This is a genomic window from Sphingobium sp., from assembly GCF_049304695.1.
Lineage (GTDB): Bacteria > Pseudomonadota > Alphaproteobacteria > Sphingomonadales > Sphingomonadaceae > Sphingobium.
Genome location: NZ_JBAQOK010000090.1, coordinates 1 through 23,968, shown reverse-complemented (window position 1 = coordinate 23,968; position 23,968 = coordinate 1). Strand labels below are relative to the sequence as shown.

General features: G+C 59.6%; 25 protein-coding genes and 1 tRNA gene. 5 read left to right on the top strand and 21 right to left on the bottom strand.

Annotation, left to right across the window (positions count from 1 at the left end; all coding sequences use genetic code 11):
• Positions 1-57: 57 nt before the first annotated feature.
• The 6 genes from WA070_RS17080 to WA070_RS17055 are packed head-to-tail and all read right to left on the bottom strand — an operon-like array spanning position 58 to position 5,869.
• On the bottom strand, positions 58-987 hold the full coding sequence (locus WA070_RS17080; protein ID WP_422635106.1) for a ParB/RepB/Spo0J family partition protein: 930 nt from the start codon (positions 985-987) through the stop codon (positions 58-60).
• Positions 984-1,766: a ParA family protein gene (locus WA070_RS17075; protein ID WP_422635105.1), complete on the bottom strand. Its 783-nt coding sequence runs from the start codon at positions 1,764-1,766 to the stop codon at positions 984-986. The genes WA070_RS17080 and WA070_RS17075 overlap by 4 nt, the downstream gene beginning before the upstream one ends.
• On the bottom strand, positions 1,763-2,407 hold the full coding sequence (rsmG, locus tag WA070_RS17070; protein ID WP_422635104.1) for a 16S rRNA (guanine(527)-N(7))-methyltransferase RsmG: 645 nt from the start codon (positions 2,405-2,407) through the stop codon (positions 1,763-1,765). The genes WA070_RS17075 and rsmG overlap by 4 nt, the downstream gene beginning before the upstream one ends.
• On the bottom strand, positions 2,404-4,254 hold the full coding sequence (gene mnmG, locus WA070_RS17065; protein WP_422635103.1) for a tRNA uridine-5-carboxymethylaminomethyl(34) synthesis enzyme MnmG: 1,851 nt from the start codon (positions 4,252-4,254) through the stop codon (positions 2,404-2,406). Before mnmG ends, rsmG begins: the two co-directional genes overlap by 4 nt.
• Positions 4,255-4,313: 59 nt before the next feature.
• Positions 4,314-5,609 (bottom strand): tRNA uridine-5-carboxymethylaminomethyl(34) synthesis GTPase MnmE, encoded by a 1,296-nt coding sequence (gene mnmE / locus WA070_RS17060; RefSeq protein WP_422635102.1) that lies wholly within the window; start codon positions 5,607-5,609, stop codon positions 4,314-4,316.
• Between the two features lie 5 nt (positions 5,610-5,614).
• Complete coding sequence (locus WA070_RS17055; protein WP_422635101.1) at positions 5,615-5,869, bottom strand: DUF6489 family protein; 255 nt, start codon at positions 5,867-5,869, stop codon at positions 5,615-5,617.
• Positions 5,870-6,012: 143 nt separating this feature from the next.
• Between WA070_RS17055 and WA070_RS17050 the strand changes: the two genes are divergently transcribed.
• Positions 6,013-6,714, top strand: a complete 702-nt coding sequence (locus WA070_RS17050) for a dienelactone hydrolase family protein (protein ID WP_422635100.1) — start codon at positions 6,013-6,015, stop codon at positions 6,712-6,714.
• Positions 6,714-7,682, top strand: a complete 969-nt coding sequence (locus WA070_RS17045; protein WP_422635099.1) for a quinone oxidoreductase family protein — start codon at positions 6,714-6,716, stop codon at positions 7,680-7,682. Before WA070_RS17050 ends, WA070_RS17045 begins: the two co-directional genes overlap by 1 nt.
• A gap of 55 nt (positions 7,683-7,737) precedes the next feature.
• On the opposite strand, the gene WA070_RS17040 is transcribed toward WA070_RS17045, so the two are convergent.
• The 8 genes from WA070_RS17040 to WA070_RS17005 all read right to left on the bottom strand — a co-directional run bounded on the left by WA070_RS17040 (position 7,738) and on the right by WA070_RS17005 (position 17,257).
• Positions 7,738-8,457, bottom strand: coding sequence for a YjbE family putative metal transport protein (locus WA070_RS17040; RefSeq protein ID WP_422635098.1), 720 nt, complete (start codon positions 8,455-8,457; stop codon positions 7,738-7,740).
• Positions 8,458-8,477: 20 nt separating this feature from the next.
• Positions 8,478-9,734 (bottom strand): transcription termination factor Rho, encoded by a 1,257-nt coding sequence (gene rho, locus WA070_RS17035; RefSeq protein ID WP_422635097.1) that lies wholly within the window; start codon positions 9,732-9,734, stop codon positions 8,478-8,480.
• 234 nt (positions 9,735-9,968) lie between these two features.
• Complete coding sequence (locus WA070_RS17030) at positions 9,969-12,041, bottom strand: transglycosylase domain-containing protein (RefSeq protein WP_422635096.1); 2,073 nt, start codon at positions 12,039-12,041, stop codon at positions 9,969-9,971.
• Between the two features lie 121 nt (positions 12,042-12,162).
• Complete coding sequence (gene msrB, locus WA070_RS17025) at positions 12,163-12,564, bottom strand: peptide-methionine (R)-S-oxide reductase MsrB (RefSeq protein WP_422635095.1); 402 nt, start codon at positions 12,562-12,564, stop codon at positions 12,163-12,165.
• A gap of 31 nt (positions 12,565-12,595) precedes the next feature.
• Positions 12,596-13,624, bottom strand: coding sequence for a DNA polymerase III subunit delta (gene holA / locus WA070_RS17020; protein ID WP_422635094.1), 1,029 nt, complete (start codon positions 13,622-13,624; stop codon positions 12,596-12,598).
• Positions 13,621-14,139: an LPS assembly lipoprotein LptE gene (lptE, locus tag WA070_RS17015; RefSeq protein ID WP_422635093.1), complete on the bottom strand. Its 519-nt coding sequence runs from the start codon at positions 14,137-14,139 to the stop codon at positions 13,621-13,623. Before lptE ends, holA begins: the two co-directional genes overlap by 4 nt.
• 55 nt (positions 14,140-14,194) lie before the next feature.
• A complete protein-coding gene (leuS, locus tag WA070_RS17010; protein ID WP_422635092.1) occupies positions 14,195-16,708 on the bottom strand; it encodes a leucine--tRNA ligase in 2,514 nt (837 codons plus the stop codon).
• Between the two features lie 99 nt (positions 16,709-16,807).
• Positions 16,808-17,257: a DUF3576 domain-containing protein gene (locus WA070_RS17005; RefSeq protein ID WP_422635091.1), complete on the bottom strand. Its 450-nt coding sequence runs from the start codon at positions 17,255-17,257 to the stop codon at positions 16,808-16,810.
• 227 nt (positions 17,258-17,484) lie between these two features.
• Here WA070_RS17005 and WA070_RS17000 point away from each other — a divergent pair, with 227 nt between their 5' ends.
• Complete coding sequence (locus tag WA070_RS17000) at positions 17,485-18,207, top strand: hypothetical protein (RefSeq protein ID WP_422635090.1); 723 nt, start codon at positions 17,485-17,487, stop codon at positions 18,205-18,207.
• Between the two features lie 169 nt (positions 18,208-18,376).
• Here WA070_RS17000 and WA070_RS16995 read toward each other — a convergent pair whose 3' ends face one another.
• The 3 genes from WA070_RS16995 to WA070_RS16985 all read right to left on the bottom strand — a co-directional run bounded on the left by WA070_RS16995 (position 18,377) and on the right by WA070_RS16985 (position 20,067).
• Positions 18,377-18,778, bottom strand: coding sequence for a hypothetical protein (locus WA070_RS16995; RefSeq protein WP_422635089.1), 402 nt, complete (start codon positions 18,776-18,778; stop codon positions 18,377-18,379).
• Positions 18,779-18,907: 129 nt separating this feature from the next.
• The gene (gene gloB, locus WA070_RS16990) at positions 18,908-19,630 is read right to left on the bottom strand and encodes a hydroxyacylglutathione hydrolase (protein WP_422635139.1); all 723 of its coding nucleotides are present in this window, start codon (positions 19,628-19,630) and stop codon (positions 18,908-18,910) included.
• A gap of 5 nt (positions 19,631-19,635) precedes the next feature.
• Positions 19,636-20,067: a VOC family protein gene (locus WA070_RS16985; RefSeq protein ID WP_422635088.1), complete on the bottom strand. Its 432-nt coding sequence runs from the start codon at positions 20,065-20,067 to the stop codon at positions 19,636-19,638.
• A 101-nt stretch (positions 20,068-20,168) separates the two neighbouring features.
• On the opposite strand from WA070_RS16985, the gene WA070_RS16980 reads away from it, so the two are divergent.
• On the top strand, positions 20,169-20,876 hold the full coding sequence (locus WA070_RS16980; protein WP_422635087.1) for an SIMPL domain-containing protein: 708 nt from the start codon (positions 20,169-20,171) through the stop codon (positions 20,874-20,876).
• Positions 20,877-20,890: 14 nt separating this feature from the next.
• Here the strand turns inward: WA070_RS16980 and WA070_RS16975 are convergent, their stop codons facing one another.
• The 3 genes from WA070_RS16975 to WA070_RS16965 all read right to left on the bottom strand — a co-directional run bounded on the left by WA070_RS16975 (position 20,891) and on the right by WA070_RS16965 (position 22,821).
• A complete protein-coding gene (locus WA070_RS16975; protein ID WP_422635086.1) occupies positions 20,891-21,136 on the bottom strand; it encodes a glycine zipper 2TM domain-containing protein in 246 nt (81 codons plus the stop codon).
• 78 nt (positions 21,137-21,214) lie between these two features.
• Complete coding sequence (locus WA070_RS16970) at positions 21,215-22,066, bottom strand: tetratricopeptide repeat protein (RefSeq protein ID WP_422635085.1); 852 nt, start codon at positions 22,064-22,066, stop codon at positions 21,215-21,217.
• Complete coding sequence (locus tag WA070_RS16965; RefSeq protein ID WP_422635084.1) at positions 22,066-22,821, bottom strand: alpha/beta hydrolase; 756 nt, start codon at positions 22,819-22,821, stop codon at positions 22,066-22,068. Before WA070_RS16965 ends, WA070_RS16970 begins: the two co-directional genes overlap by 1 nt.
• Before the next feature lie 134 nt (positions 22,822-22,955).
• Here WA070_RS16965 and WA070_RS16960 point away from each other — a divergent pair.
• A tRNA-Leu gene (locus WA070_RS16960) sits at positions 22,956-23,042 on the top strand.
• Between the two features lie 250 nt (positions 23,043-23,292).
• On the opposite strand, the gene WA070_RS16955 is transcribed toward WA070_RS16960, so the two are convergent.
• Complete coding sequence (locus WA070_RS16955) at positions 23,293-23,859, bottom strand: hypothetical protein (RefSeq protein WP_422635083.1); 567 nt, start codon at positions 23,857-23,859, stop codon at positions 23,293-23,295.
• Positions 23,860-23,968: the final 109 nt, after the last annotated feature.

Sequence of the window (23,968 nt, the reverse complement as noted above, 5' to 3'; positions counted from 1 at the left end):
CTAGGGTCGGATCATGCAAAATGCCAGCGCGGCGGGCGTCATTATAGTCCTGTAGTGCTAAATCCGCTCGCCCGACAAACGCTGGCACAACATGTCGAGTTGGTCGAGCGTCGAATAGCGCAAAGAGAGGACGCCATCGGCTCCACTATGATGATCGATATCGACTTTCAGCCCCAATATGTCCGCCAGATGCTCCTCCAGTGCGGCAATGTCCGCATCCTTACCAACACCGCGATTCTGGACAGCAGCCTGTTTGGCCGGAGTATCTGTGCCGCTCTTCAAGCGCCGCACAAGCTGTTCGGTTTCGCGAACAGACAGCCCCTTGGCTTCAACCTGTTGCGCCAGGCGCTCGCAATCGGGCACACCGATCAGAGCGCGAGCATGGCCCATGCTGATCTTTTGTTCGACGACTTGCCGCTGCACCGGATCGGGCAATTCCAGCAGGCGCATCAGATTGGCCACATGGCTGCGGGATTTGCCAACAATCCGGCCAAGCGCGTCCTGGCTATGATGAAATTCGGCGATCAGCTTGCGATAGGCTTCTGCTTCCTCGATCGGATTGAGATCCTCGCGCTGGATATTTTCGATCAGCGCTATTTCCAGCGTTTCCTGCTCGTCAAAATCGCGAACGATCGCCGGTATGCGATGGAGTTGCGCCCGCTGCGCTGCGCGCCAGCGGCGTTCGCCGGCGACGATCTGAAAACCACCACCATTCGGGCGAACGATGATCGGCTGGATGATCCCGCGCTTCGCGATGCTTTCTGCCAGTTCCTGTAGCGCGCCTTCATCGAAATGGCGGCGGGGCTGATCGGGATGTGGCTGGATCAACGCGACTTCGATGCTTTGCACGGATTTGCCGTTTGCTGGCATGGCAACCGGTGTTGCCGTCTCGTCCCGCGACACATCACCTAACAATGCGGAAAGGCCACGCCCTAACCCATGTGGGCGCTTGATGACCTTGGGCTTGTCTATCATCTCATCGCTCATGCCGCGAGATCCTGACGAGGCAGGCGAGCGATCAATTCTCGCGCGAGGCGCATATAGGCTTCCGATCCTGAGCAGCGAAAATCATAGATGAGAGCCGGAACACCATGGCTAGGTGCTTCGGACAGGCGGACATTACGCGGAATGACGGTGGTAAAAACCAGATCGCCCAGACAGGCCCGGACATCATCGGCAACTTGATCTGTCAACCGGTTGCGACGATCGTACATGGTAAGCGCGACGCCCATAATCGACAGGCCTGGATTGAACCGCCCCCTTATCCGTTCGACAGTCTGCAGCAATTGCGACAGGCCTTCCAACGCGAAGAATTCACATTGCAAGGGCACCAGCAAATATTGCGCCGCTACCATGGCGTTGATCGTCAAAAGGCCAAGTGACGGCGGGCAATCGACCAGGCAAATGTCCCACCTGCCCGGTTGCGCTTCGGCCAGCACGCGTTCCAAGCGGTGGGTGCGCTGCTCATATTCAATCAATTCGATTTCTGCGCCAGACAGATCCTGCGTCGCCGGAACAAGATCCAGTTTGGGGACGCGCGTCGTCACGATTGCGTCGTCGAGCGCGCAGTTTCCGACCAGCAAATCATAGCTGGATTGGGCGCGTTCCGCCTGGCCCACACCCAGCCCGGTCGATGCGTTACCTTGCGGATCAAGATCGACGAGCAATACGCGCAGACCCGTGGCGGCCAAGCCTGTCGCCAGGTTGATCGCAGTCGTAGTCTTGCCCACTCCACCTTTTTGATTGGCGATGGTGATGCAGATCATGGGCGACCTTTCCTTTTGGCGACGGGCTTTACGGAATGTGCGATGAGGATCGCGCTATCCGCATCCGTTACGCTGGGTTCCACGTGAAACACAGCTTGCCATGACGGGCGCACCGCCTCCAGTTCATTTTGCGCATTTCTGCCCTTGGGCAGTATCCAGATGCTATTTTTATCGGACAGATGGAGCGCAGAGGACAGTAGTTTAGGCAAAGGCGCATAGGCTCGCGCGCTGATCACTGCCGCGCGCATAGGAGGCAACGTCTCTACACGTCCGCCCACGATAGTGGCATTCTTAAGTCCCAGATCAGCGATAACCCTATTGAGAAAGTCGATGCGTTTACGCCGCGACTCTACCATCAGAACGGGTCGCTCCAAAAGGCAGGCCACCACTATGCCAGGTAGTCCAGCGCCCGAACCAAGGTCGACCCAATCCCCCTGGCCTGCCGCCTTTGAATGAATCAGTAGTTGCGCGGAATCGACAATATGGCGTGCCCAGATATGAGCACGCGTCGATTCCGCGATGAGATTCTGCTCATCCATCTCGTTCAAGAGGATCGCTACATAGCGTTCGAGCTTCGCCCATGTTTCACGTGGAACCGTAAAATTTTCCTGCAGCCAATTACGGGCCTCATCTTCGGTCACGCGGCGATCCGTCGAACATGCACGAGAATAGCGGCAAGCGCTGCCGGTGTAATTCCGCGAATGCGGCTGGCCGCCGCAAGCGTGTCAGGTCGAGCGACATTCAGGCGTTCGATCATTTCGGTGGATAGCCCCCCGATCGTGTAAAAATCGAAATCACCGGGAATGAAAACGCGCTGGTTGCGGCGCAATTCCAAAACTTCCGCGTCTTGCCGATCCAGATAAGGTTTATAATGCGCATCCTCCAGTATCTCCTGCCTCAAGTCGGATGGCAATTGCGCGAGTTCTGGAGCCATTCTGGCGAGCAAATCTGATCCGACCTCAGCGAAGCGTGCCCAATCGAAAAGGCTTCGTCGCGCCCCATCCTGGCGCACAGCCGCACCCGATCGTGCCATTTCCGTCGCCGTTACCGGCCGGGCAAGTGCCACTTCAGCGTCGGCTCGTTGCGATTGACGCAAATACATTCTTTGCAGCCGTTCATCGCATAGCAGTCCATGCTCTGCTGCAATCGGCCCCAAACGCGTTTCCGCATTGTCCGCCCGCAGTCGCAGTCGATATTCCGCTCGCGCGGTTAGCATGCGATATGGTTCAGTCACACCCTGTAACACAAGGTCGTCGATCATCACCCCGATGTAGCTACTGGCCCGATCGAGGATCATCGGTGCGCATGCGCGCGCGCGCGCTGCCGCGTTCACGCCGGCAATCAGTCCTTGTGCGGCGGCCTCTTCATATCCCGTCGTGCCATTTATTTGACCCGCACAAAACAGCCCGGCTATCGCCTGCGATTCCAACGTTGGCTGTAAGGCGCGCGGATCGACATGGTCATATTCCACCGCATAGCCAGGTACGGCAATTGCCGCTCGTTCCAGTCCGGCCATGGACTGAATCATTGCAAGCTGCACATCGCTGGGCAAAGAAGTGCTGATGCCGTTTGGATAGACGAGCGGGTCGTCCAGCCCTTCGGGTTCAAGAAAAATCTGATGGCCGTCGCGGTCGCCAAACCGGATAACTTTGTCCTCAATGGATGGGCAATAACGAGGACCACGCCCCTCAATCGCGCCGCTGAACAATGGCGAGCGACCCAAGCCGTCGCGGATAATCTGATGCGTTTGGGCATTGGTGCGCGTGATGGCGCATGCGAGTTGCGGCAGGCATCGTCCATCGGATAATGGCGACATCGTCCAAAACTCGTCATCCGATGGCTGAATCTCCAGACGTGCCCAATCGATTGTGCGGCCGTCAACCCGTGGTGGCGTCCCTGTCTTCAATCGTCCTAGTGGTAAGCCGATCTCGCGCAGTTGAAGGCCTAATGCCGTCGCCGCCTTCTCATTGACCCGTCCGCCGGTTTGCCGCTCGTCACCGCGAAATAATTTGCCGCCCAGAAACGTGCCGGTCGCCAAGACAACCGACGTAGCATTCAATGTGCGGCCATCAGAAAGTGCCAGCCCGACGACCCCTCCATCATCGAGCAACAGGCTGTGGGCTTCGCCTTCTACGATTTCCAAGCCTGTTTGTGCGCCCAGCATCCGATGAATGGCGGCACGATAGCGCTTGCGGTCGGCCTGCACGCGCGGACCCTGCACCGCCGCTCCCTTACTGCGATTGAGCATGCGGTAATGGATCGCGGCCGCGTCTGCAGCCATGCCGATTAATCCGCCAAGAGCATCGACTTCCCGAACGAGGTGCCCTTTGCCCAACCCACCGATTGCCGGATTGCACGACATTGCGCCTACCGTCGATCGCTCGAAGGTCAGAAGCGCAACTGCGGCACCCTTGCGCGCAGCAGCAGCAGCGGCTTCGCACCCGGCATGGCCACCGCCCACCACAATGACATCATAGTGTGTTTGCATGAGTGGCCCTTACCATCGGAAGGGGCAGAGCGTCAAAAGCGTTCCACGTGGAACATCGATTACTTGCCGATACAAAAGCCCGAGAAAAGGCGATCGAGCATGTCTTCCGTCCCCGCCTGCCCTGTCAGGGCATCAACCGCTCGCCGCGCCAGCCGCAATTCTTCCGCGACAATCAGAAGATCGCGCGCATCACCTGCCATATGGAGATGATATTGCGCTTCCGCCATTCGATCCTTTTGCCTCTGGTGCAGAGCAAATTCGCCCTCCCCCGGAAGCAGCAAACTGGCCTGTTCCAGCAGGAGCGCAATCAAACGATCCATTCCTTCACCGGTATGCGCCGACAAGGATAGCCCAGGTCGAAGGACGCCTTTCTGCCTGTCGCTTTGCGGCGCGATCAGCACAGCATCTGCCCGTGGCATGTCGGCAGCATCGCCTAACCATAATATGATGTCTGCCGCCTGCATGGCGATATGCGCACGATCCATGCCGATGGCTTCAATCGCATCATGTGTTTGGGCGCGTAATCCGGCCGTATCCGTAAAGAGAAATGCCGTCCCGGCGATCGCCACCGGTACGTCTATACGGTCGCGCGTCGTGCCAGCAATATCGGATACGATGGCAGCATCCCGGCCGACCAATGCATTAAGCAGTGTGGATTTTCCAACATTGGGTGGCCCAGCCAGAACGACTTTTACGCCATCATGTAGGCGTTCTGCGTTGGGCACGGAAAGGAGGCAGGAAATCTCCACGCCCAGCGTCCGAATGCCTTCCCCGATGCGCAGTTCGATCGTCGCGTCGGGGACGTCGTCTTCGTCCGAAAAGTCGAGAGCCGCCTCTGCCATGGCAGACAGGTTCAACAGGCGTTCGCGCCAATCCTCTATACGTTGCGAAAAATGGCCCTCCACCATCATGAGTGCTGCACGACGCTGTGTCTGCGTTTGTGCAGCCAGCAGATCGGATAGGCCTTCAACGGCGGTGAGGTCCATCCGGCCGTTTTCAAATGCACGCCGGGTAAATTCTCCCGCTTCGGCGCGCCTCAATCCGGGAATTGCCTCCAGCGCAGTCTCTATTGCCGCGACTACTGCACGGCCGCCATGACAATGAATTTCAGCGATATCGTCGCCCGTAACCGTCGATGGCCCCGGCAACCACAACAACAGTGCCCGGTCCAGCGGGGAGCCATCAGCCGGATCTGTCAGAAGTGCAAGGCTAGCGATGCGTGGCTTGGGAAGACGTCGCGCGAGCACCAGCAGCGCATGGGACGCAGCAGATCCGCTAATGCGAATGACGGCTATCCCCGCTGGTGGCTGTCCGCTCGACAGAGCGAAGATCGTTTCGCCCCTGGACGGCAACATTGAAACTATTTCTTGTCGTCAGTGCCGGTCGATATGCCAGCCATGCCTATGTCCATCATTTGCCGAAACAGGCGTACACCTGCATCACCCATTGGAGACATGCTTTTAAACATCGTTTCCATCTGCTCGACGTTGCCGACGCCATCAAAACTGTCGAGCATCGTCTTGATATATTTGTCATGGATAGGCGTTACGTCGGGCAGACCCAGAAACGCGCGCGCTTCGGCGGGCGTGCAATCTACATCAACACTAACCTTCATGTCCGTGAACTCCAGCGCGGCAATATGTCGTTATGCCGCAACAGCAGTGCATATGGCAAATTCTTTGGCGGCAGAGGCATTGCTCACGACCACGTTGATAGCCAATATGGCGATGACCCATCAGCAGAGAAGAGAATATCGATATGGCCGAATTTGCACCCATTTCTGCGTTGGACGGCGATGGTCGGTTCGACGCCTATGTCGCCATGCCAGAGGATGAGCCAGGTGCGGCCATCATCGTCATCCAGGAAATTTTCGGCGTGAACGAGGGCATTCGACGCAAATGCGATCAGTGGGCCAAGGCCGGCTATCTCGCCTATGCGCCCGACCTCTTCTGGCGAATGGAACCTCATGTCGAACTGGATGCTGACGATCCTGAGGATTTCAAGACGGCGATCGGGTTGATGCAGAAATTCAACCAGGATGCGGGTATCCGCGATATCGAAGCGACGATCAAGGCGGCACGAACCGCTTTGGGCGGATCGGGCAAGATCGGAATCGTGGGCTATTGCTTGGGCGGCCGACTCGCCTTCATGGCCGCTTGCCGCACTGATGGCGATGCCTTCGTCGGCTATTATGGTGTGGGCATCGACGGACTGCTGAACGAACAGAATGCCATCGGCAAACCGGTGTTGCTGCATGTGCCAACAGCGGACCATTTTGTTCTGCCCGATGCGCAGAAGGCGATGCACGACGGACTAACCGGTAATCGGCATGTCACGCTGTTCGATTATGATGGGCAGGATCACGGTTTTGCAGCGGAGATGGGCGCACGCCGGGACGATGAAGCTGCCGCGCTGGCTGACCGGCGCACGGCCGATTTCTTTGCGGAGCATCTCGCCTGATGACGCGTGCATGGCGAATGGTTGCCCACACCCATGGAGGGCCGAACGTCATCGTGCGTGAGGATTTCGACCCCGGCTTGCCAGGCGAGGGAGAAGTGCTCATTGTGCAGGAGGCGATTGGCCTCAATTTCATCGACACATATTATCGCAGCGGACTTTATCCAGCGCCTCTGCCCGTTGCTTTGGGTTCCGAAGGCGCGGGCCATATTGCAGCCGTGGGGCCGGGCGTCACGGGGCTAGCCATTGGTGACAAGGTCGCCTGTGCCAGCGGCCTGGGTGCCTATGCGACGCATCGGATCGTACCTGCCGATAAAGTGGTGATCGTTCCCGAAGGCGTATCGACAAGCGATGCCGCCGCCATGATGCTCAAGGGCATGACGGCCTGCTATCTTGCCGAGGACATGGTCGCTCTAGCGCCGGGCGAAGTTGCCCTGGTGCATGCGGCAGCAGGCGGGGTCGGCTCCATCCTGATACCGTGGTTGCGGGACAAGGGTGTGGTCGTGATTGCCCACAGCGGATCAGCCGAAAAAGCCGCGAAGGTTGATGCCGACCATAGCTTGCATGTGCCCTTCGATGATCTGGCCACCTGCCTGCGTGATCTGACCGGAGGGCGGGGTGTTGATGTCGTTTATGACGGCGTGGGCAAAGACAGCTGGGCCGCTTCCCTCGCCTCTCTCAAACGGCGGGGCATGTTGATCAGCTATGGCAATGCGTCGGGGGCAGTGCAGCCGATAAGCCTGCTGGACCTTAGCCGTAATGGATCGCTTTTCGTCACGCGGCCCACTTTGGCCGACTATATAGTGACAGCACAGGAACTGGCGCGAACTGCCGACCGCCTGTTCGACCGCATGCAACGAGGCATTGTGAAATCCGCTATTGGACAAAGATTTGCCCTATCGGACGCGGAACAGGCCCATCGCGCACTGGAAGCGCGGGAGACGACCGGAGCGACGATCCTAATTCCCTAAAGCACAAAGAGGACGGAACCCCTCTCGATTCCGTCCCCTTTTTTTCCCCAGTCGTTCAGTTGAACAGAGTTAATATGCCGACCTGGTGATCGATAAAGCCTTCATAGATCATCTTGACCGCGACATAGATGATAACCGCCAGACCGATATAGGCGATCCAGCGAAAGCGCTCGATATATTTGGCGATGATGTTCGCAGCGATACCCATCAGGGCAACGGACAGGATCAGGCCAATGATCAGGATGCCCGGATGATCGCGTGCAGCCCCGGCGACCGCCAGGACATTGTCGAGGCTCATCGACACGTCGGCAACCGCCACGGCCCAGGCGGCCGCAGCGAAGCTCTTGGCTGACCGCACGCCACTGTCCTGATCGCCATCGACTTCGGGCGATCCCGCGCTTCCAGCAGGATGTAACTCGCGCCACATTTTCCAGCTGACCCACAGCAGGAGCAGACCGCCCGCCAGGATCAGGCCGACGATCTGCATCAACTGGCTCACGACCAGTGCAAAACCGATACGTAGGACCAGCGCGGCGATGATCCCGATCAGGATCACTTTCTTGCGCTGTGCCGCGGGCAGGCCCGCAGCCAGCGCGCCGACGACGATAGCATTGTCGCCGGCCAACAGGATGTCGATCATCAACACCTGCCCAAAGGCGGCCAGCGCGCTAGGCGATGTTATATTACTGAAATCATGGACGATATGCCCCCAGATATCAGCAGGCGATCCCATATCCTGCGCGGCAACGGCGGCAGTGGCGAAAAGGTCGATCATGACGGTCGTTCCCTGACGGCTTACTGGTTCATCGAATCGAAGAAGTCTTCGTTGGTCTTGGAATCCTTCATCTTGTCGAGCAGGAATTCCATCGCGTCGATCGTACCCATCTGCATCAGGATACGACGCAGCACCCACATCTTGCTGAGCTTGGCCTTGTCGACCAGCAGCTCTTCCTTGCGGGTGCCGCTCTTGCCGACGTCGAGCGCCGGGAAGATGCGCTTGTCCGCGACCTTGCGATCCAGCACGATTTCGGAGTTGCCGGTGCCTTTGAACTCTTCAAAGATCACTTCGTCCATGCGGCTGCCGGTGTCGATCAGCGCGGTGGCGATGATGGACAGCGAACCGCCTTCTTCAATATTGCGCGCCGCACCGAAGAAGCGCTTAGGCCGCTGCAGCGCGTTGGCATCGACGCCGCCGGTCAGCACCTTGCCGGACGACGGTACGACCGTGTTGTAGGCGCGGCCGAGGCGCGTGATGGAATCGAGCAGGATGACGACATCCTTCTTATGCTCGACCAGCCGCTTGGCCTTTTCGATCACCATTTCAGCTACCTGGACGTGACGGGTCGCAGGTTCGTCGAAGGTCGAGGACACGACTTCGCCCTTCACGCTACGCTGCATGTCGGTGACTTCTTCCGGGCGTTCATCGATCAACAGCACGATCAGGAAGACTTCGGGATGATTGTCGGTAATCGCCTTGGCAATGTTCTGAAGCATCACCGTCTTGCCGACGCGCGGCGGCGCGACGATCAGCGTCCGCTGGCCCTTACCCTGTGGAGAGACGATGTCGATAACACGGGCCGACTTATCCTTCTGCGTCGGATCATAGGGATCGAGCGTCAGCTTTTCTTCGGGATACAGCGGCGTCAGATTGTCGAAATTGACACGATGACGGACGACATCGGGATCATCGAAATTGACGGTGTTGAGTTTGACCAGAGCGAAATAGCGCTCACCATCCTTGGGCGCGCGAATTTCACCGTCTACCGTATCACCGGTGCGCAGGCCGAATCGGCGAACCTGATTGGGCGACACGTAAATATCGTCTGGACCGGCCAGGAAATTTGCTTCCGGGCTGCGCAGAAAGCCAAAGCCATCGGGCAGGACTTCGATCGTCCCTTCGCCCATGATCTGCTCGCCATTTTCCGCCTCAGCCTTGAGGATCGCGAACATCAAATCCTGCTTGCGCAAAGTCGATGCGCCCTCAACGCCCAGACCTTCGGCCATGGTGACGAGGTCTGCGGGCGCTGTCTTTTTAAGATCTTTGAGATGCATTGCGAGTCGGTCCGATGACGAGAGTGGGAAATGGGCCGGAAAAGGAAAGCTATGGCCCGAACAGGAAAATCGGGAAAACCTGCGCTCCGGACGGGCGAGGTGAATTACTTGCCGTTTAGCGATCCGCATTCCCAAAAGTCAAGGCGAAGCGGGCATGGGCGAAAGAGTAAATCACACAATCCCGACGATATGAGGCCGGATCGCGACGATAGCCGCCTATCGACGCAGAGATATTTAGGGGCTGGGGCGACCGCTGGGCGGCGGCGTCCGCTGCCGATCACGCCCCAGCACATTGTCGATCCACTGCTGGTCGATGCGCGGTGGCTGCGGCCTGTCCTGGGTATCGACCTCCAGTTGCGGATCTTGCTGTTCGTCCGTCTCGTCCGAACGGGGGTGTTCGACCGGCAGGCCGTTTTCATCGACCATCATGCCTTCGTCGGCATTGCCATAATAGGCTTCGTCGTCCGGCTCCAACTGCCATTCGGGCAGCGTGACTTCGGTGTCGAATGGCTCGACGGGCCGTTTTGCAACGGCAATTTTCATATAGTCGGCAAAGGCACGGGCCGGTGCGCGCCCCCCCTGAAGCACGCTTACGGCGCGCGCATCATCGCGGCCCATCCATACGCCGGTCGTGATCCCGCTGGAAAAGCCCAGAAACCAGCCATCCTTGTTGCTGCTGGTCGTGCCGGTCTTCCCCGCAACCGGACGACCGATCTGTGCGGCCTTGCCCGTTCCGGTGGACACGGCCGTCTGCATCAGGTCCGTCATGCCCGCCGCAACCCATGGCGCGACCAGCACGCGGCTGGTGTCATCCTTATGCTCATAAAGCATACGGCCGTCGGCCGTCGTCACCTTGGTAATGCCATAGGGAGCCACGGCGATTCCCTTGCGCGCAATCGACGCAAAAGCGCGCGTCATGTCGATCAGCCGAACATCGGACGTCCCCAGCACCATGGACGGATGTGTGTTGATCGGCGTAGTAATGCCAAAGCGGCGCGCCATGTCGGCGACGGTCGGGAAACCTACTTCCACCCCCAGCTTGGCAGCGACCGTATTGATCGAATAAGCGAAGGCCGTGCGAATATCTATGTCGCCGGAAAAGCGCCCCGAACTGTTGCGCGGTTTCCATCCGTTGATATCGACCGGTTCGTCGGTCACGCCGGTATCCGGGGTATAGCCCCCCTCCAGCGCAGCCATGTAGACGAAGATTTTCCAGGCCGATCCGGGCTGGCGCGTTGCAGTCGTCGCGCGATTATAGTTGGACGTGACATAATCCAGCCCGCCGACCATCGCGCGAACAGCGCCGTCACGATCCAGACTGACCAGCGCACCTTGCGTACCTGATGGCACATTAGCCTGAACAGCGGCGGTCGCGGCCTTCTGCATGTTGAGGTCGATCGTGGTATAGACTTCCAGCGGCTCGTTCTGCTCGTCGATCAGCAGGTCGAGCTGCGGCAACGCCCAGTCCGTGAAGTAACGCACGCTGTTCTGCGCTGGCTCCGGGGCCAGTTTGACGGTCTGGACATTCGCGTCGGCAACGTCTGCCGCGCTGATCACGCCATTTTCCCGCATCAGGTCGAGCACCACCCCGGCCCGGCCCCGCGCCGCTTCCGCGTCCGCTGTCGGCGAATAGCTTGAAGGCGCTTTCACCAGTCCGGCGATGATGGCCGCTTCGGGAAGGGCAAGCGTCGTGGCGGGATGGCCGAAAAATTTGCGGCTGGCCGCATCGATGCCATAAGCACCGCCGCCGAAATACACCTTGTTCAAATAGAGTTCGAGGATCTGCCGCTTGGTGAATTTCCGTTCCAGCGCCATCGCCAGGATCATCTCCCGCACCTTACGACCCCAGCTATAGCTGTTGTTCAGGAAGATGTTGCGCGTGACCTGTTGCGTGATGGTGGACGCGCCTTGCAGGCGGCGGCCCTTCCCCCGGTTTTCTATCGCGACCCAGGCAGCACGCGCCATGCCGACCGGATCGACACCGGGATGGAGATAGAAACGCTTGTCCTCAGTCGATACCATGGCATCGACCATGACTTTGGGGATCTGGTCATAATCCAGCCATCGGCCGAAACTCGGCCCCAACGACACGATGACGCTGCCATCGGCGGCATGGACGCGGATCATTTGGCCATTAGGGGAGGATTTGAGCGACCCAAAGTCGGGCAGGGACTGCATCGCGATCACCACCGCGATGACAATCGCCAGCAGGCCCGCGACCGTCGCTGCCGCGCCGATCTTCAACCCGCGCACCAGCCATTGCCGTGCCCTGCCGGGATTATTTTTGCTCTTGCCTGATCCTGCCATCTATGCCGCCCCGGATACGCGCTAATCCCGGCCCCGGCCAGTGCAAATCATGCGCCGATCACGGAAAAAGGCCGTTCCGTCTCCATGAAGAGTCGCGCTTTACCGGCGATGAATGACCAGTTTATTCCTCGTCGCGCGGTTTGAAGTCGAGGCTTGCGCTATTCATGCAATACCGCATGCCGTTGACGCCCGGTCCATCGGGGAAAACGTGACCTAGATGTCCCTCGCAAGTCGCGCAGCGCACTTCGGTCCGCATCATGCCGTGGCTGACATCGCGTATCTCTTCCACCGCATCGATATCGACCGGCGCAGTGAAGCTGGGCCAACCAGAGCCGCTGTCATATTTTTCATCGGCATCGAATAATTCCGCGCCACATCCAGCGCAGACATAAGCACCGTCTGCCTTATTACCGTTCAGCTTACCGGTGAAAGCACGCTCTGTGCCCGCTTCACGCAGCACATGATATTGTTCGGGAGAAAGGCGTTCGCGCCATTCCGCTTCGGTCAGATTGAGCTTGTCCATGAACGCAATATGGTTGCGCCGGTCCTGTCGATCAAGCCCGTTCCCGTGCAGCCTGACGAGCGATCGTCAACAGTTCCTGCCGCACCATCAGGTCGCCCAGCCCCCGCCCCGACCGGCTTGCGCGCTCGGCATCCAGCAGCCTTTGCAACACGCGCGCGATGCCGGTGGCATCCCATTGCCGCACCTGCCGCGTGACCAAGCCTTTTTCCTTCCAGAAAACCACCTTGCCAGCCGCTTCGACCGCGCCCTCCAACCGACCGCTGGCGTCAAACTCCGCACGGATGCCCGCGATCAGCATGGCGCGCGTCAACAATGGTCGGATCACCGATGCCATGGCCGTGCCGCTTTCGGCCAGCCCGCCCAGTTCCCGGTGCATGGCTTTAAGGTCGCCACCCAGAACAGCATTTACCAACGGCCCGACTTCCGTTTCGGGATTGTCGGCGGACAGCGCATCCAGCGCCTCCGTCGTCGCTTCGCGCGGGCGATCGGGCGCTGCGTCCAGATACAGGATCAGCTTTTCGACTTCCCCCGCCATCAGTGCGCGATCGCCATTGGCAAGGCTGACGATCCTGCGCGCCAGATCCGACGACAGCCTCAACCCGCCATCCCGTGCGATGGATATGGCGATCTGCTCGGCTTCCCGCGCATCGGGCTGGTAGGAAATGAAGGCAAGCGCCTGTTTATGATCGAGTGCCAGCTTGAGCAGCTTGGACGTCGCTTTCAAAGCGCCCGCCACCGCGATGACGGGATTGCCCCCGACTTCCGATTCCAGCAGGGCCGTCAGCGCCGGAACCGATTCCTCGCCCATCGCGGCAACCCGAATCCAGCGTTTATCGCCGAACATCGAAAAAGAGGCGGCCTCATCTGCCAACCGCGCAGGATCTTCGCGCAGGGTCACGCCGTCCAGATCGACCCGCTCTGCTTCGAGGCCCATCGCCCGCTCCAGCCGCTTGACCAGCGTCTGACTGCCGGCTTCGTCGGGACCATAGAGCAGGAAAAAGCGCAGGTCCGCTGGCGGGGCATCCAGCGCCTTTTCGATCTGGCCGCGATTGGCCTTCACTGATCTGCCTGTTTGGCGCTCGACTGCTGTCGGCTCGCATAAGACGCCAGCCGTGCGACGATCTGATCGGCGATGGTCTGCGACAGCCGTTCCAGCGCCGTATCTTCAGCAGCGATGGTCGCATATTCGCTGGATGTCACATCGATGCCCGCGTCTGACCCCGCGCTATCGTCCAACAGTTGCACACCGGTCGCTTCGTCCAGCAGCTGATAGCGCGCGCGCAAAGTCCGACGCTCGCGCGTTACGGCAGCATCGGCACGCAGGCCGAAACCAGCGATCTGGTCGTCCAGCTTGACGACCAGCCGGTAACGCGGGCCAGACCCCTTGCTCATGGCGGACAGGCGGTCGTTGAGTGCATTGCGCACCAGCCACCCCCCCTTCCCTTCGATCGGCGCTACTTCGACATTGCCCAGCGTCTGGGCGACGACGCCATGCCCTCCCCCGCCATAGACGGGGCGTAATCCGCATGCAGACAGGACCAACGGAATCGCGAACAGGGGCAAAAAGCGCTTCATGCCGATACCTTTAGCTGTTCGGGCTACGCTTGTCGAAGCCCGCTCTGACCTGTGCCTAGAGGACGAGATTGACCAGACGATCCGGCACGACGATCACTTTTTTGGGCGTGGCCCCATCCAATATCCGGACGACATTGGGCGCCGCCAGGGCAAGCCGTTCCAGCTCTTCCTTCGACGTCCCCTTGGCCACGATGATCGTGTCACGCAGCTTGCCCATGACCTGGCAGGCGACTGTCACCTCATCATCGACCAGCAACGCCGGATCGACAGTGGGCCAGGCGGCGTCGGCGATCAGGCCTTCCCCCGCCATGTCCGCCCAGCCCTCTTCGGCCAGATGCGGCGTCATCGGCGCGACCAGCAAAGCCAGCGCACGGATCGCAGCGGTGCGCGACGCGGACGGCTTCGCCTTCTCGATCACGTTGACCAGTTCGTAGATTTTGGCGACGGCCTTGTTGAAACCCAGCGCCTCGATATCCCTGGCCACGCCGTCGATCGTCTGATGCAATTTGCGATCAAGCGCCTTGTCCTGCCCCTCGGCACCGGCATCGGCTTCACCGAACAAGCGCCAGACGCGGTTGACGAAGCGCCAGCTGCCCTCGATCCCCGCCTCGGTCCACGGCAGGTCGCGCTCGGGCGGACTGTCGGACAGCATGAACCAGCGCACCGCGTCCGCGCCATATTGGGCGATGATGTCATCGGGATCGACGACATTCTTCTTGGACTTGGACATTTTCTCGACACGGCCGACCGTCACCGGCGCGCCGGTATCGACCATGACAATGCCATCGCCACGCTTTTCGACATCCTGCGGAGCGAGCCAGCCACCGTCCGGCGACTTATACGTCTCATGCGTCACCATGCCCTGCGTGAACAGGCCGGTGAACGGTTCGGCAAAGCCCAGCTGCCCCATATGTTGCAACGCACGGGTCCAGAAGCGCGCATAAAGCAGATGCAGGATCGCATGTTCCACGCCGCCGATATATTGCCCGACCGGCAACCATTTTTCGACCGTCGCCCGATCGAACGGCTTGTCGTCCGGCTGGCTGGCGAAACGGATGAAATACCAGCTGGAATCCGCAAACGTGTCGAGCGTATCGGTTTCCCGCACCGCTGCTTTGCCGCATTGCGGGCAATCGACATGTTTCCACGTCGGATGCCGGTCCAGCGGATTGCCCGGAATGTCGAAACTGACGTCTTCGGGCAGGATGATCGGCAATTGCGCCTTGGGTACGCCCACCGGGCCGCAGCTGTCGCAATGTATGACGGGGATCGGCGTCCCCCAGTAACGCTGGCGCGATACGCCCCAGTCGCGCAGGCGGAATACCGTCTTGCCTTCGCCCCAGCCTTCCCCTTCGGCACGGGTGATGACAGCGGCCTTCGCCTCCTCCACCGCCATGCCGTCCAGAAAGCGGCTGTTAACCAGACGGCCGGGGCCGACATAGGCTTCGTCATGGATCGGCTTGGCCTCGTCGCCTTCCGCTGCGACAACCCGCTCGACCGGCAGCATATATTTGCGCGCGAAGTCCAGATCGCGCTGGTCATGCGCAGGCACGCCCATGACCGCGCCGGTGCCATAGTCCATCAGCACGAAATTGGCGATGAAAACGGGCAGCTCCCAATCGGGGTCGAAGGGATGGGTAACGGTAAAGCCGGTATCGAATCCCAGCTTTTCAGCGGTTTCCAGTTCCGCCGCCGTAGTGCCGCCTGCCTTGCACAGGTCGATGAAGGCCGCTGCGTCCGGGTTATCGGCAGCGACTGCCTGCGCGACCGGATGATCGGCGGCGATCGCGACGAAGCTGGCGCCAAAGATTGTGTCCGGGCGCGTCGAATAAACGTCGATCGCGGTGTCGAAGGGCGCGACCGGCTTGAAATGAAATTGCAAGCCGACCGATTTGCCGATCCAGTTTTCCTGCATCGTGCGCACTTTGTCGGGCCATTGGTCCAGGCTTTTCAGCCCTTCCAGCAGATCGTCGGCAAACTGGGTGATCTTGAGGAACCATTGGCTCAGCTTGCGCTTTTCCACCGGCGCACCCGATCGCCACCCCTTGCCGTCGATCACCTGCTCGTTCGCCAGCACGGTCATGTCGACCGGATCCCAGTTGACCGAACTTTCCTTGCGATAGACCAGGCCCGCTGCCAGCATGTCCAGGAACAACGCCTGTTCATGGCCATAATAGTCCGGCTCGCAGGTGGCGAGTTCGCGGCTCCAGTCGATGGCAAAGCCCAGTTTCTTCAACTGCGCGCGCATGTTGGCGATATTGGACCGGGTCCATTCGCCCGGATGCACTTTCTTTTCCATCGCGGCGTTTTCGGCCGGCATGCCGAACGCGTCCCACCCCATCGGATGCAACACCTCATGCCCTGTCATCCGACGGAAACGCGCCAGCACGTCGCCCATCGAGTAATTGCGGACATGGCCGATATGGATACGGCCCGACGGATAGGGAAACATTTCCAGCACATAAGACCGAGGCTTGTCGCTCGTGTCGGACGCCTTGAAGCTCTGCTGAGCATCCCAGGTCGCCTGCCAGCGGGCGTCGGCCTCAAGCGGGTTGAAGCGCCTTTGCATGTCTTGTCCTTACAAATGCGTGCGGGCTGGACTTTTCCCAAGCCCAGCCCCGATTGTCATGAAATAAGGCATTGCCGATGCGCCGCCCGAACGAATGGATCAGCCTGCAATCGCCGAACGGCGCAGGTCACGGGCCTTGGTCAGGATGACCTCTTCCAGTTTCTGCACAGTCGCAGCAGCCACTGGCGCGTCAATCCACTGGCCACCCTGATTGACCTGCCGACTGGCTGCAACGCGCAACGCATCGGCGCGCAAATCCTGGTCCAAAATCGACACCGTCAGCTTCATCCGTTCATTGGGGCTACTGGGGTTGGCATACCAGTCGGTCACGATAACGCCGCCGTTGGAATCGGTCTGCACCATCGGCATGAATGATAATGTGTCCAGCGACGCCCGCCATAGATAGGCGTTCACGCCGATCGTCGTCACTCGTGACGCGGCCAGATCGGCCTTGGGCCGGTTTTTGGAACCACCCCCACAGGCCGCAAGCGGCACGAGCGCGGCCAGCAGCAGACCGGCAGAAACGGAACGGATAAGGCGGCTGGCCATCAGGCATGTCCTAGCTGAAAAGTCGAAAAAACGCATGGCTTCTATAATGCACCAGCGCCAAGGAGCAAGGGGCGGCCAGCGCCATTCCTACTCCAGGCCCCGGCAGGCCCAAAGGCACCTGTGTGTTCCATGCAACAGGAGGGATAAAAAGGGGTGAGCCACTAGGCAGTGCCCCCTTTGTAGGTGTAATGCGTTATTCAATTAAGTGCGGGGGAAAGAATCGGATCATGCGCGTCAAGACGGGACATTTTGCATTGGCGGGCGCGGCAATTGCCGTTGCTGGCTTCGTGCTGTCTCCCGCCATCGGCGCGGCGACCAGCCTGGTCCGTTCGGAATCACCGGTTTCGCTCGGCGCGTTGGGAAGCATCTCTTCCTTCACACCCACGACCAAAGATCCTCGCCTTGCCGCCGCTTACGCGAAAATAGCTGCATCGGCCAGCAGGCAGGGTCTTCGTTTCACGCCAACCAGTGGTTCGCTCAGCGGCGAACGCGCCGTGACGGTGATGGTCCGGGCAGGTGGGAACGATCGAGTCGCAGCAAATCGCACCTTGACGCCCATCGATATCACGCCCGTTGCCTTCAGCCTGAACGGCGCTCATGGCTGGCGCAAATTTGCCCTGCCGGAAGCGGTGGGCCGCAAGGCGCTTGATCCGGTTCCGGTAGAAACCATTGCTGACGCGAAGAATTTCTCGCTGGATGACAATCGCAAGGACCGCTTCAGCACGAAGATGCTGATCGAAAGCCGCCGCGATGCGGCCGCCACCGTGCGTAATCCCAGCACGGAAAAGGATTATTCGCTGGATCTGGCCAGTTCCTATTCCCTGACGCGTAACCTGAACGTCACGGCTGGCGTTCGCTATAACAATAGCGTTGCAGGTCGACTGACGCCGATGACGGACGATCGCCAGGATAGCCAGGCGGTATATCTGGGCACCATCTTCAAATTCTGACTCGTCGCAAGTGATGAGAGCGATGGAGCCATGCTCCATCTGATTATGGCGGCGTGATCGATTCCAGGGCGCTGCATCGTTCAGTTACGAATGGGAACCTGATCATAGGTCATCGCGCCATTGGGCCGTCATCGCATAGGATGGGGGCATTTTACGTTGAAGCCTGGCTCTATTTGCCCGGCGTTCGATAAGGAATGAAATCGCCCAAGGCGCAGGCTCCAGTGGTCATGCCCGTCATCAAATTTGCACTGGTGGTGAAATCGCCGCGGCACATCTGCGAACCGAACCCGCGCACGATCATCGTGTCGCCATTGGTCAGTCCACTACAACTGCCGATCAGTTCATTCTTGTAAATCAGCCGCCTACTGACCCGGTAAAGCAGAACGTTGTTGCTGATGACTGTCAGGCTGGTCTGCGGTTCCCGATTGATGCAACTGACCTTATCCCCCGCCACTTTGCCATCCAGCGCCTTTTCCAGGGTGGCGGCCTGCCTGGGTGTCAGAGCTTGCGGTTGATAATGGCCAGCACAACCGGCAAGTAACAAAGACGCCGTCCATATCCATGCACGCATGACAGTCCTCCAGATATCTGTACCGCTACTACCAACTGGCGCGAACGACATTCTACTCAACACATCGCCATCAGTCGCCTGTGTCGCCGCATTAGCTTTCCTGCAAACGATGCCCTGCCGCAGAATCCGTCAAGCGGCATCCTTCGCAGCCCGCCGCGCAGCCAGCTCCGCCACGGTTCGGGCACGCATGAAGACATTGGTTTCGCGCTCTTGCCGGATTGTCGTCGGCACGGTCGCTTCACCCCGCGCGCGCATGGCCTCAACCTCCGCGAGACGCGCGACTATCGCGCCATTGTCCGGCTCTACAGTCTGAGCGAAGCGACCGTTGGAGAGCGTATATTCATGCGCACAATAGACGACCGTCTCCCCCGGCAAAGCGGCCAGACGCTGCATATTGTCGAACATCTGCGCAGGCGTGCCCTCGAACAAGCGACCACACCCCATGGCGAACAGTGTATCGCCGACAAACGCCATATTATCGTCCGGCAGATGATAGGCAATGTGCCCGGCCGTATGCGCGGGGACCGCCATCACAAGCGCATGATGATCACCGATATGGACGGTATCGCTATCCGCCACATATCGATCAAGGGTTTCGATCTTCTCCGCTTCCGCCGCGGGGCCAGTGATCGTGCATCCGGTCGCCGCCTTGATCGCTGCATTTCCACCAACATGGTCGCCATGCCAATGGGTGTTCCAGATCTGGCTGATCGTCCAGCCTCGCGCTCGCGCCGCCGCCATCACCGGCTCGGCCACGGCCGGATCGATGACCACCGTTTCGCCGCTCGCATCGTCATGCAGCAGCCAGACATAATTATCGGCAAGGACCGGGATACGGACAACTTCCAGCACGGCGCTCACCAACTGCCGACATTGGGCATAGATGTCCACGGCTCTGACGGTTCCAGTCGCCCGTCCTGCAACAGTTCAATCGAGATATCATCAGGCGTGCGGACGAACGCCATATGGCCGTCCCGTGGCGGTCGATTGATGGTCACGCCTGCTTCCATCAGTCGCTGGCAGGTCTCATAGATATTATCGACCTGATAAGCGAGATGGCCGAAGTTTCGCCCTCCGTCATAGCGCTCGCCTGTTCCGCCCTCGGCCGGCCAGTTGTAGGTCAACTCGACCTGTCCGCCATCATCTCCTGGCGCAGCCAGATAAACCAGCGTGAACCGACCTTCTTCAGTATCATACCGCTTCACCTGCTCCAGCCCCAGCAGGCCGAAAAAGGCGACGGTTGCGTCAATGTCGGTCACGCGGATCATGCTATGCAGAAATTTGGGCAAATCACCCTCCGTTCGTCGCTATCAGCAACGGTTCATCTGATGGGAAATAGATAGAGTTCAAAGATAAGGTCGCGAGGCGTTGGAAGGAAGAGGGCAAGAGAATGGCTTTGGACATGCACAATCGCATCATGTTGGGCAGCGCCGCACTGATCGCGCTGGGACTGGTGAGCGGCGGCTACCTTCTGGGTGATGGCCTGAAACGCGCCAGAGCCGCCGACCGCTCGGTCACAGTACGCGGACTGGCGGAAAAGGACGTCACTGCCAATCTCGCGACATGGTCCATCAGCTATTCGGCCACCGGCTTCGACCTGCCATCCGTCCGTGCGGAGATTGATGGCAATACCCGAGAGTTACGCGATTATTTCAAAACATTGGGTTTCAAGGATAGCGATCTCCGGCCTGTCGGCGCTGGGGTCAACCAATGGCTCAACAATGGTGTCAGCACGATTACCATTACGCAACGCATGCTGTTGCGCACCAGCGACATCGCCCGCGCCGAAAAAGCCGTAGCGCAGCAATTCGATCTTGTCCGTCGCGGCGTCACCTTACAGGAGGGGTCCGGGATGCGGTACAGCTTCACCAAGTTGAACGATTTGAAACCGCCCATGGTCGCCGCCGCAACCCGCGATGCACGTTCCGCCGCCGAACAATTCGCCAAGGACAGCGGGTCTGGCGTCGGCGGGATCAAGAGCGCCACTCAAGGCTATTTTTCCATCGAACCACGCGATGGAGAAGGTGGTGAAGGCGCGGGCGACACGCCCTATAAAAAAGTACGTGTCGTCACCACTGTGGATTTCTATCTCAAATAAACGCGCAGTCGGAATCAGCAGCGGCCACGACGACGGTCACGGCGTGAACAACGGTCGGCATTGTCGCCGATGACTGCGCCGGCCGCTCCGCCGATCACCGCACCTTCGGTCGTGCCCAGTCCTGTCGCACTGCCAACCACAGCGCCGCCGACCCCGCCAATCAATCCGCCTCGTGTCGCACCACGTGAACAGGCAGTCGTCGTCATCGCCGCCGCCAGTAACACGGCCGCACCAAGCCATTTTCCATGCGTTCCGTTCATCGTCTTTCACTCCTGTCTGACTGACAAGCGAACGGGTCGGATGACAGAGCGTTCCGTGACAAAATCTTGCTGGTGCAATCAGCCAGGCGTCAGCCGCGTCAGATTATCGGCCGCCGCTTTCCCCGCTGGTGATTGCGGACTGAGCTTAACCGCACGTCCCCATGCCGCGCGTGCTATGTCCTCATGGGCCGTGAGAACGGCAATATTGCCTTCTTCCAGTGCGACCGATGCGTCGTCAGGGGACAATTGGACCGCCCGCGCGATATGCGCCTGCGCCAAAGGCATCTCGCCCGATCGCCGCGCCAGCGTTGCCGACAAAAGCCAACCCAATGGATCGCGCGGCGCCTGCGTCAACGCAATGTCCAGTGAATCGCGTGCTGCCGGTAAGTCGCCCAGTGCCACCAGAGCACGCGCGCGATCCAGATGCACCTCGCCCTTTTCCATTCCGTCCGGCAAGCCACGCGCCAACGCGGCATCAAATTCGTTGCGCGCTTTTGCCGCGTCGCCACTCGCCAGTGCGGCGTTACCCGCCTGCGCCCAGAGCCGGGCGCTCTGGGCCATTTCGCCGCCCCGCTCCGCCTCTTCGGCCGCCTGTTCGAAAGCGATGATTGCCGGTCCCCACCGTTCCGCGCGCGCGAAGGCAAAGCCCATGCAATGCCGCGCATAAAATCCGCCGCCGTCGATCCGCCATTTTTGCGCAAAGGCCACCCCGGCATCGGTCGATTCGATCGCCTGATCCAAGCATGCCTGCAATGGCGCAGCATATTTGGCAGGCACAGGAATATGCCCACCATCGCGCGCCGTTGATGCAGGTGCCACCGCCGAAGCCGCCGTCGCGCGCTGCTCCTGCTTCTCCTTGCGGCTGCGGTTCATGACCGCCTCGATTTCCGGATCATAGGCCTGAAGCAAAAGGGGGAGAAAGAAGGGCATCAGAAACTATCCAGCACAGTGGTAACAGTGGAAATCAGCAGCGCGATGTCAGCGTCGCGGGACAGGCGATGGTCGCCGTCCTTAATCAGCAGCGTCTGCACATCGGCTGAACGCAGACGCTCTGCAACCCGCAATGCCGTTTCCCATGGCACATCGCGATCCTCCTGCCCCTGTAACAGCCGCACCGGACAATCGATCGCAATGGCGTGGTCCAGGACACGCAGGGCTTGACCCGATTCCCAGAAAGCCAGCGTCGTGACATAGGGCTGATCGCCATAGGGCGTTGGTTCCTCGATCCGGCCTTCCGTCGCAAGGATCGCCTTGTCCGCATCCGTAAAGCCCCATTCGGTAAAGTCGGGCGCGGCGGCGATCCCAATGATGGCTACCACCCGATCGGGTCGGGCGAGCGCGACCAGCAGCGCCAGCCAGCCGCCCATGGACGACCCAACCAGCACGACAGGCCCGGTCGTCAACGCATCCAGCAACAGCAGCACATCGTCGCGCCAACTGGCCAGCTTGCCATCGGCAAAATGCCCTTCGCTCGCTCCGTTTCCGGCATAGTCCAGCCGCAACATGGCCCGCCCCGCATCTGCGGCCCACCGGTCCAGCGCAACGGCCTTGCTGCCCTCCATGTCGGACATATATCCCGGCAGAAACAGCAGCGTGGGGCCAAGGCCCGCCCTTTGCCGATAAGCCAGCCGCAAACCGTCAGGGCGGGTAAAGAATGTGGGCTGAGGCAACGCGGTATCTGGCATGGCGATGTCGTCCTGATGAGTAGGCAAGCATTCGTCAGCCCTTTAAACCGGCTTTTCATCGCCATGCATAAAATAATGCCGCACCTGCGTTGACAGTCCAACAGCCACCGGCTAGTTGCGCGCTCCTACCCCGTGCCCAGATGGCGGAATTGGTAGACGCACCAGCTTCAGGTGCTGGCGATCGCAAGGTCGTGGAGGTTCGAGTCCTCTTCTGGGCACCATTATTGGCGTGGTAACTATTTGAAAACTCAAAGTTTTCTAGTTTCCATGCCTTCATCGAACCCTCGGCTGCTCCCTCATTTTTGACCGGATTGTTCCGGCCCAGTGCGGACGAAAACGGCTAGATTTGCGTTTTATCTAACCGGTTTGCCTGTTTGTCATGTTCAGTCAGGCGGCGCTTATCATTTGCTCATATGAAAAACGGGCCCCCGATTGGGAGCCCGTTAGTCGGTTATGCAATATGTTCGTCGATTAGGCTGCAATTGCCAGGCTAGGCTTGCGCTCCTTTGGTGCGGGGATCTCCATCCCTTTCGTGCGACGTACATGCTCGCGGCACTCTGCCAAGGAAGGGAAGAAAACCCAGCGGGAGGCGTTCTGCCTCCCAGGACGCGTCACTACGTTGGCGCTGAACCATTCGCGAACCGCACGTTCGATCAAATCGAAGCTAACTGCCTTCTGACCGGAGTGGTGGTCCGCCAAGTAGACGCGGGCAGCAACGCGCAGTTCCTTCATGCTAACGTCCGTGCCATGATCCTCGGACAGGAAGATGCCGCCATCGACAAGATTGTCGCACTCATACATGCCGGTCGAGAGCAGCTCATACATAAAGCGATCAATCCCTCGGAGCGAGTCCACTACCTGTTCCTTCAAGCCCAGGGTGACGGGTGCGGTGCGGAGAACGTTCCATCCATTCTCCGGCACAAAGGTCAGAAGATCATACAGCATTGCCTGAAGGCCGCCGTTTTCCATCTCGTCGACAATCGCCTGGAAGTATTGACTGTCACCGCGATGCGCGCTGGAGTGTGGATCGGCGTGCAAAAAGGACCCCGTTAGCGGGGTGATCGGCGTCTAAAAGGGACCCCTCATTTCGATGGTTTAAGCAGCCGGCTGGATTTTCAGGCGGCGAGATCGGGATGTTGGTTTTGGA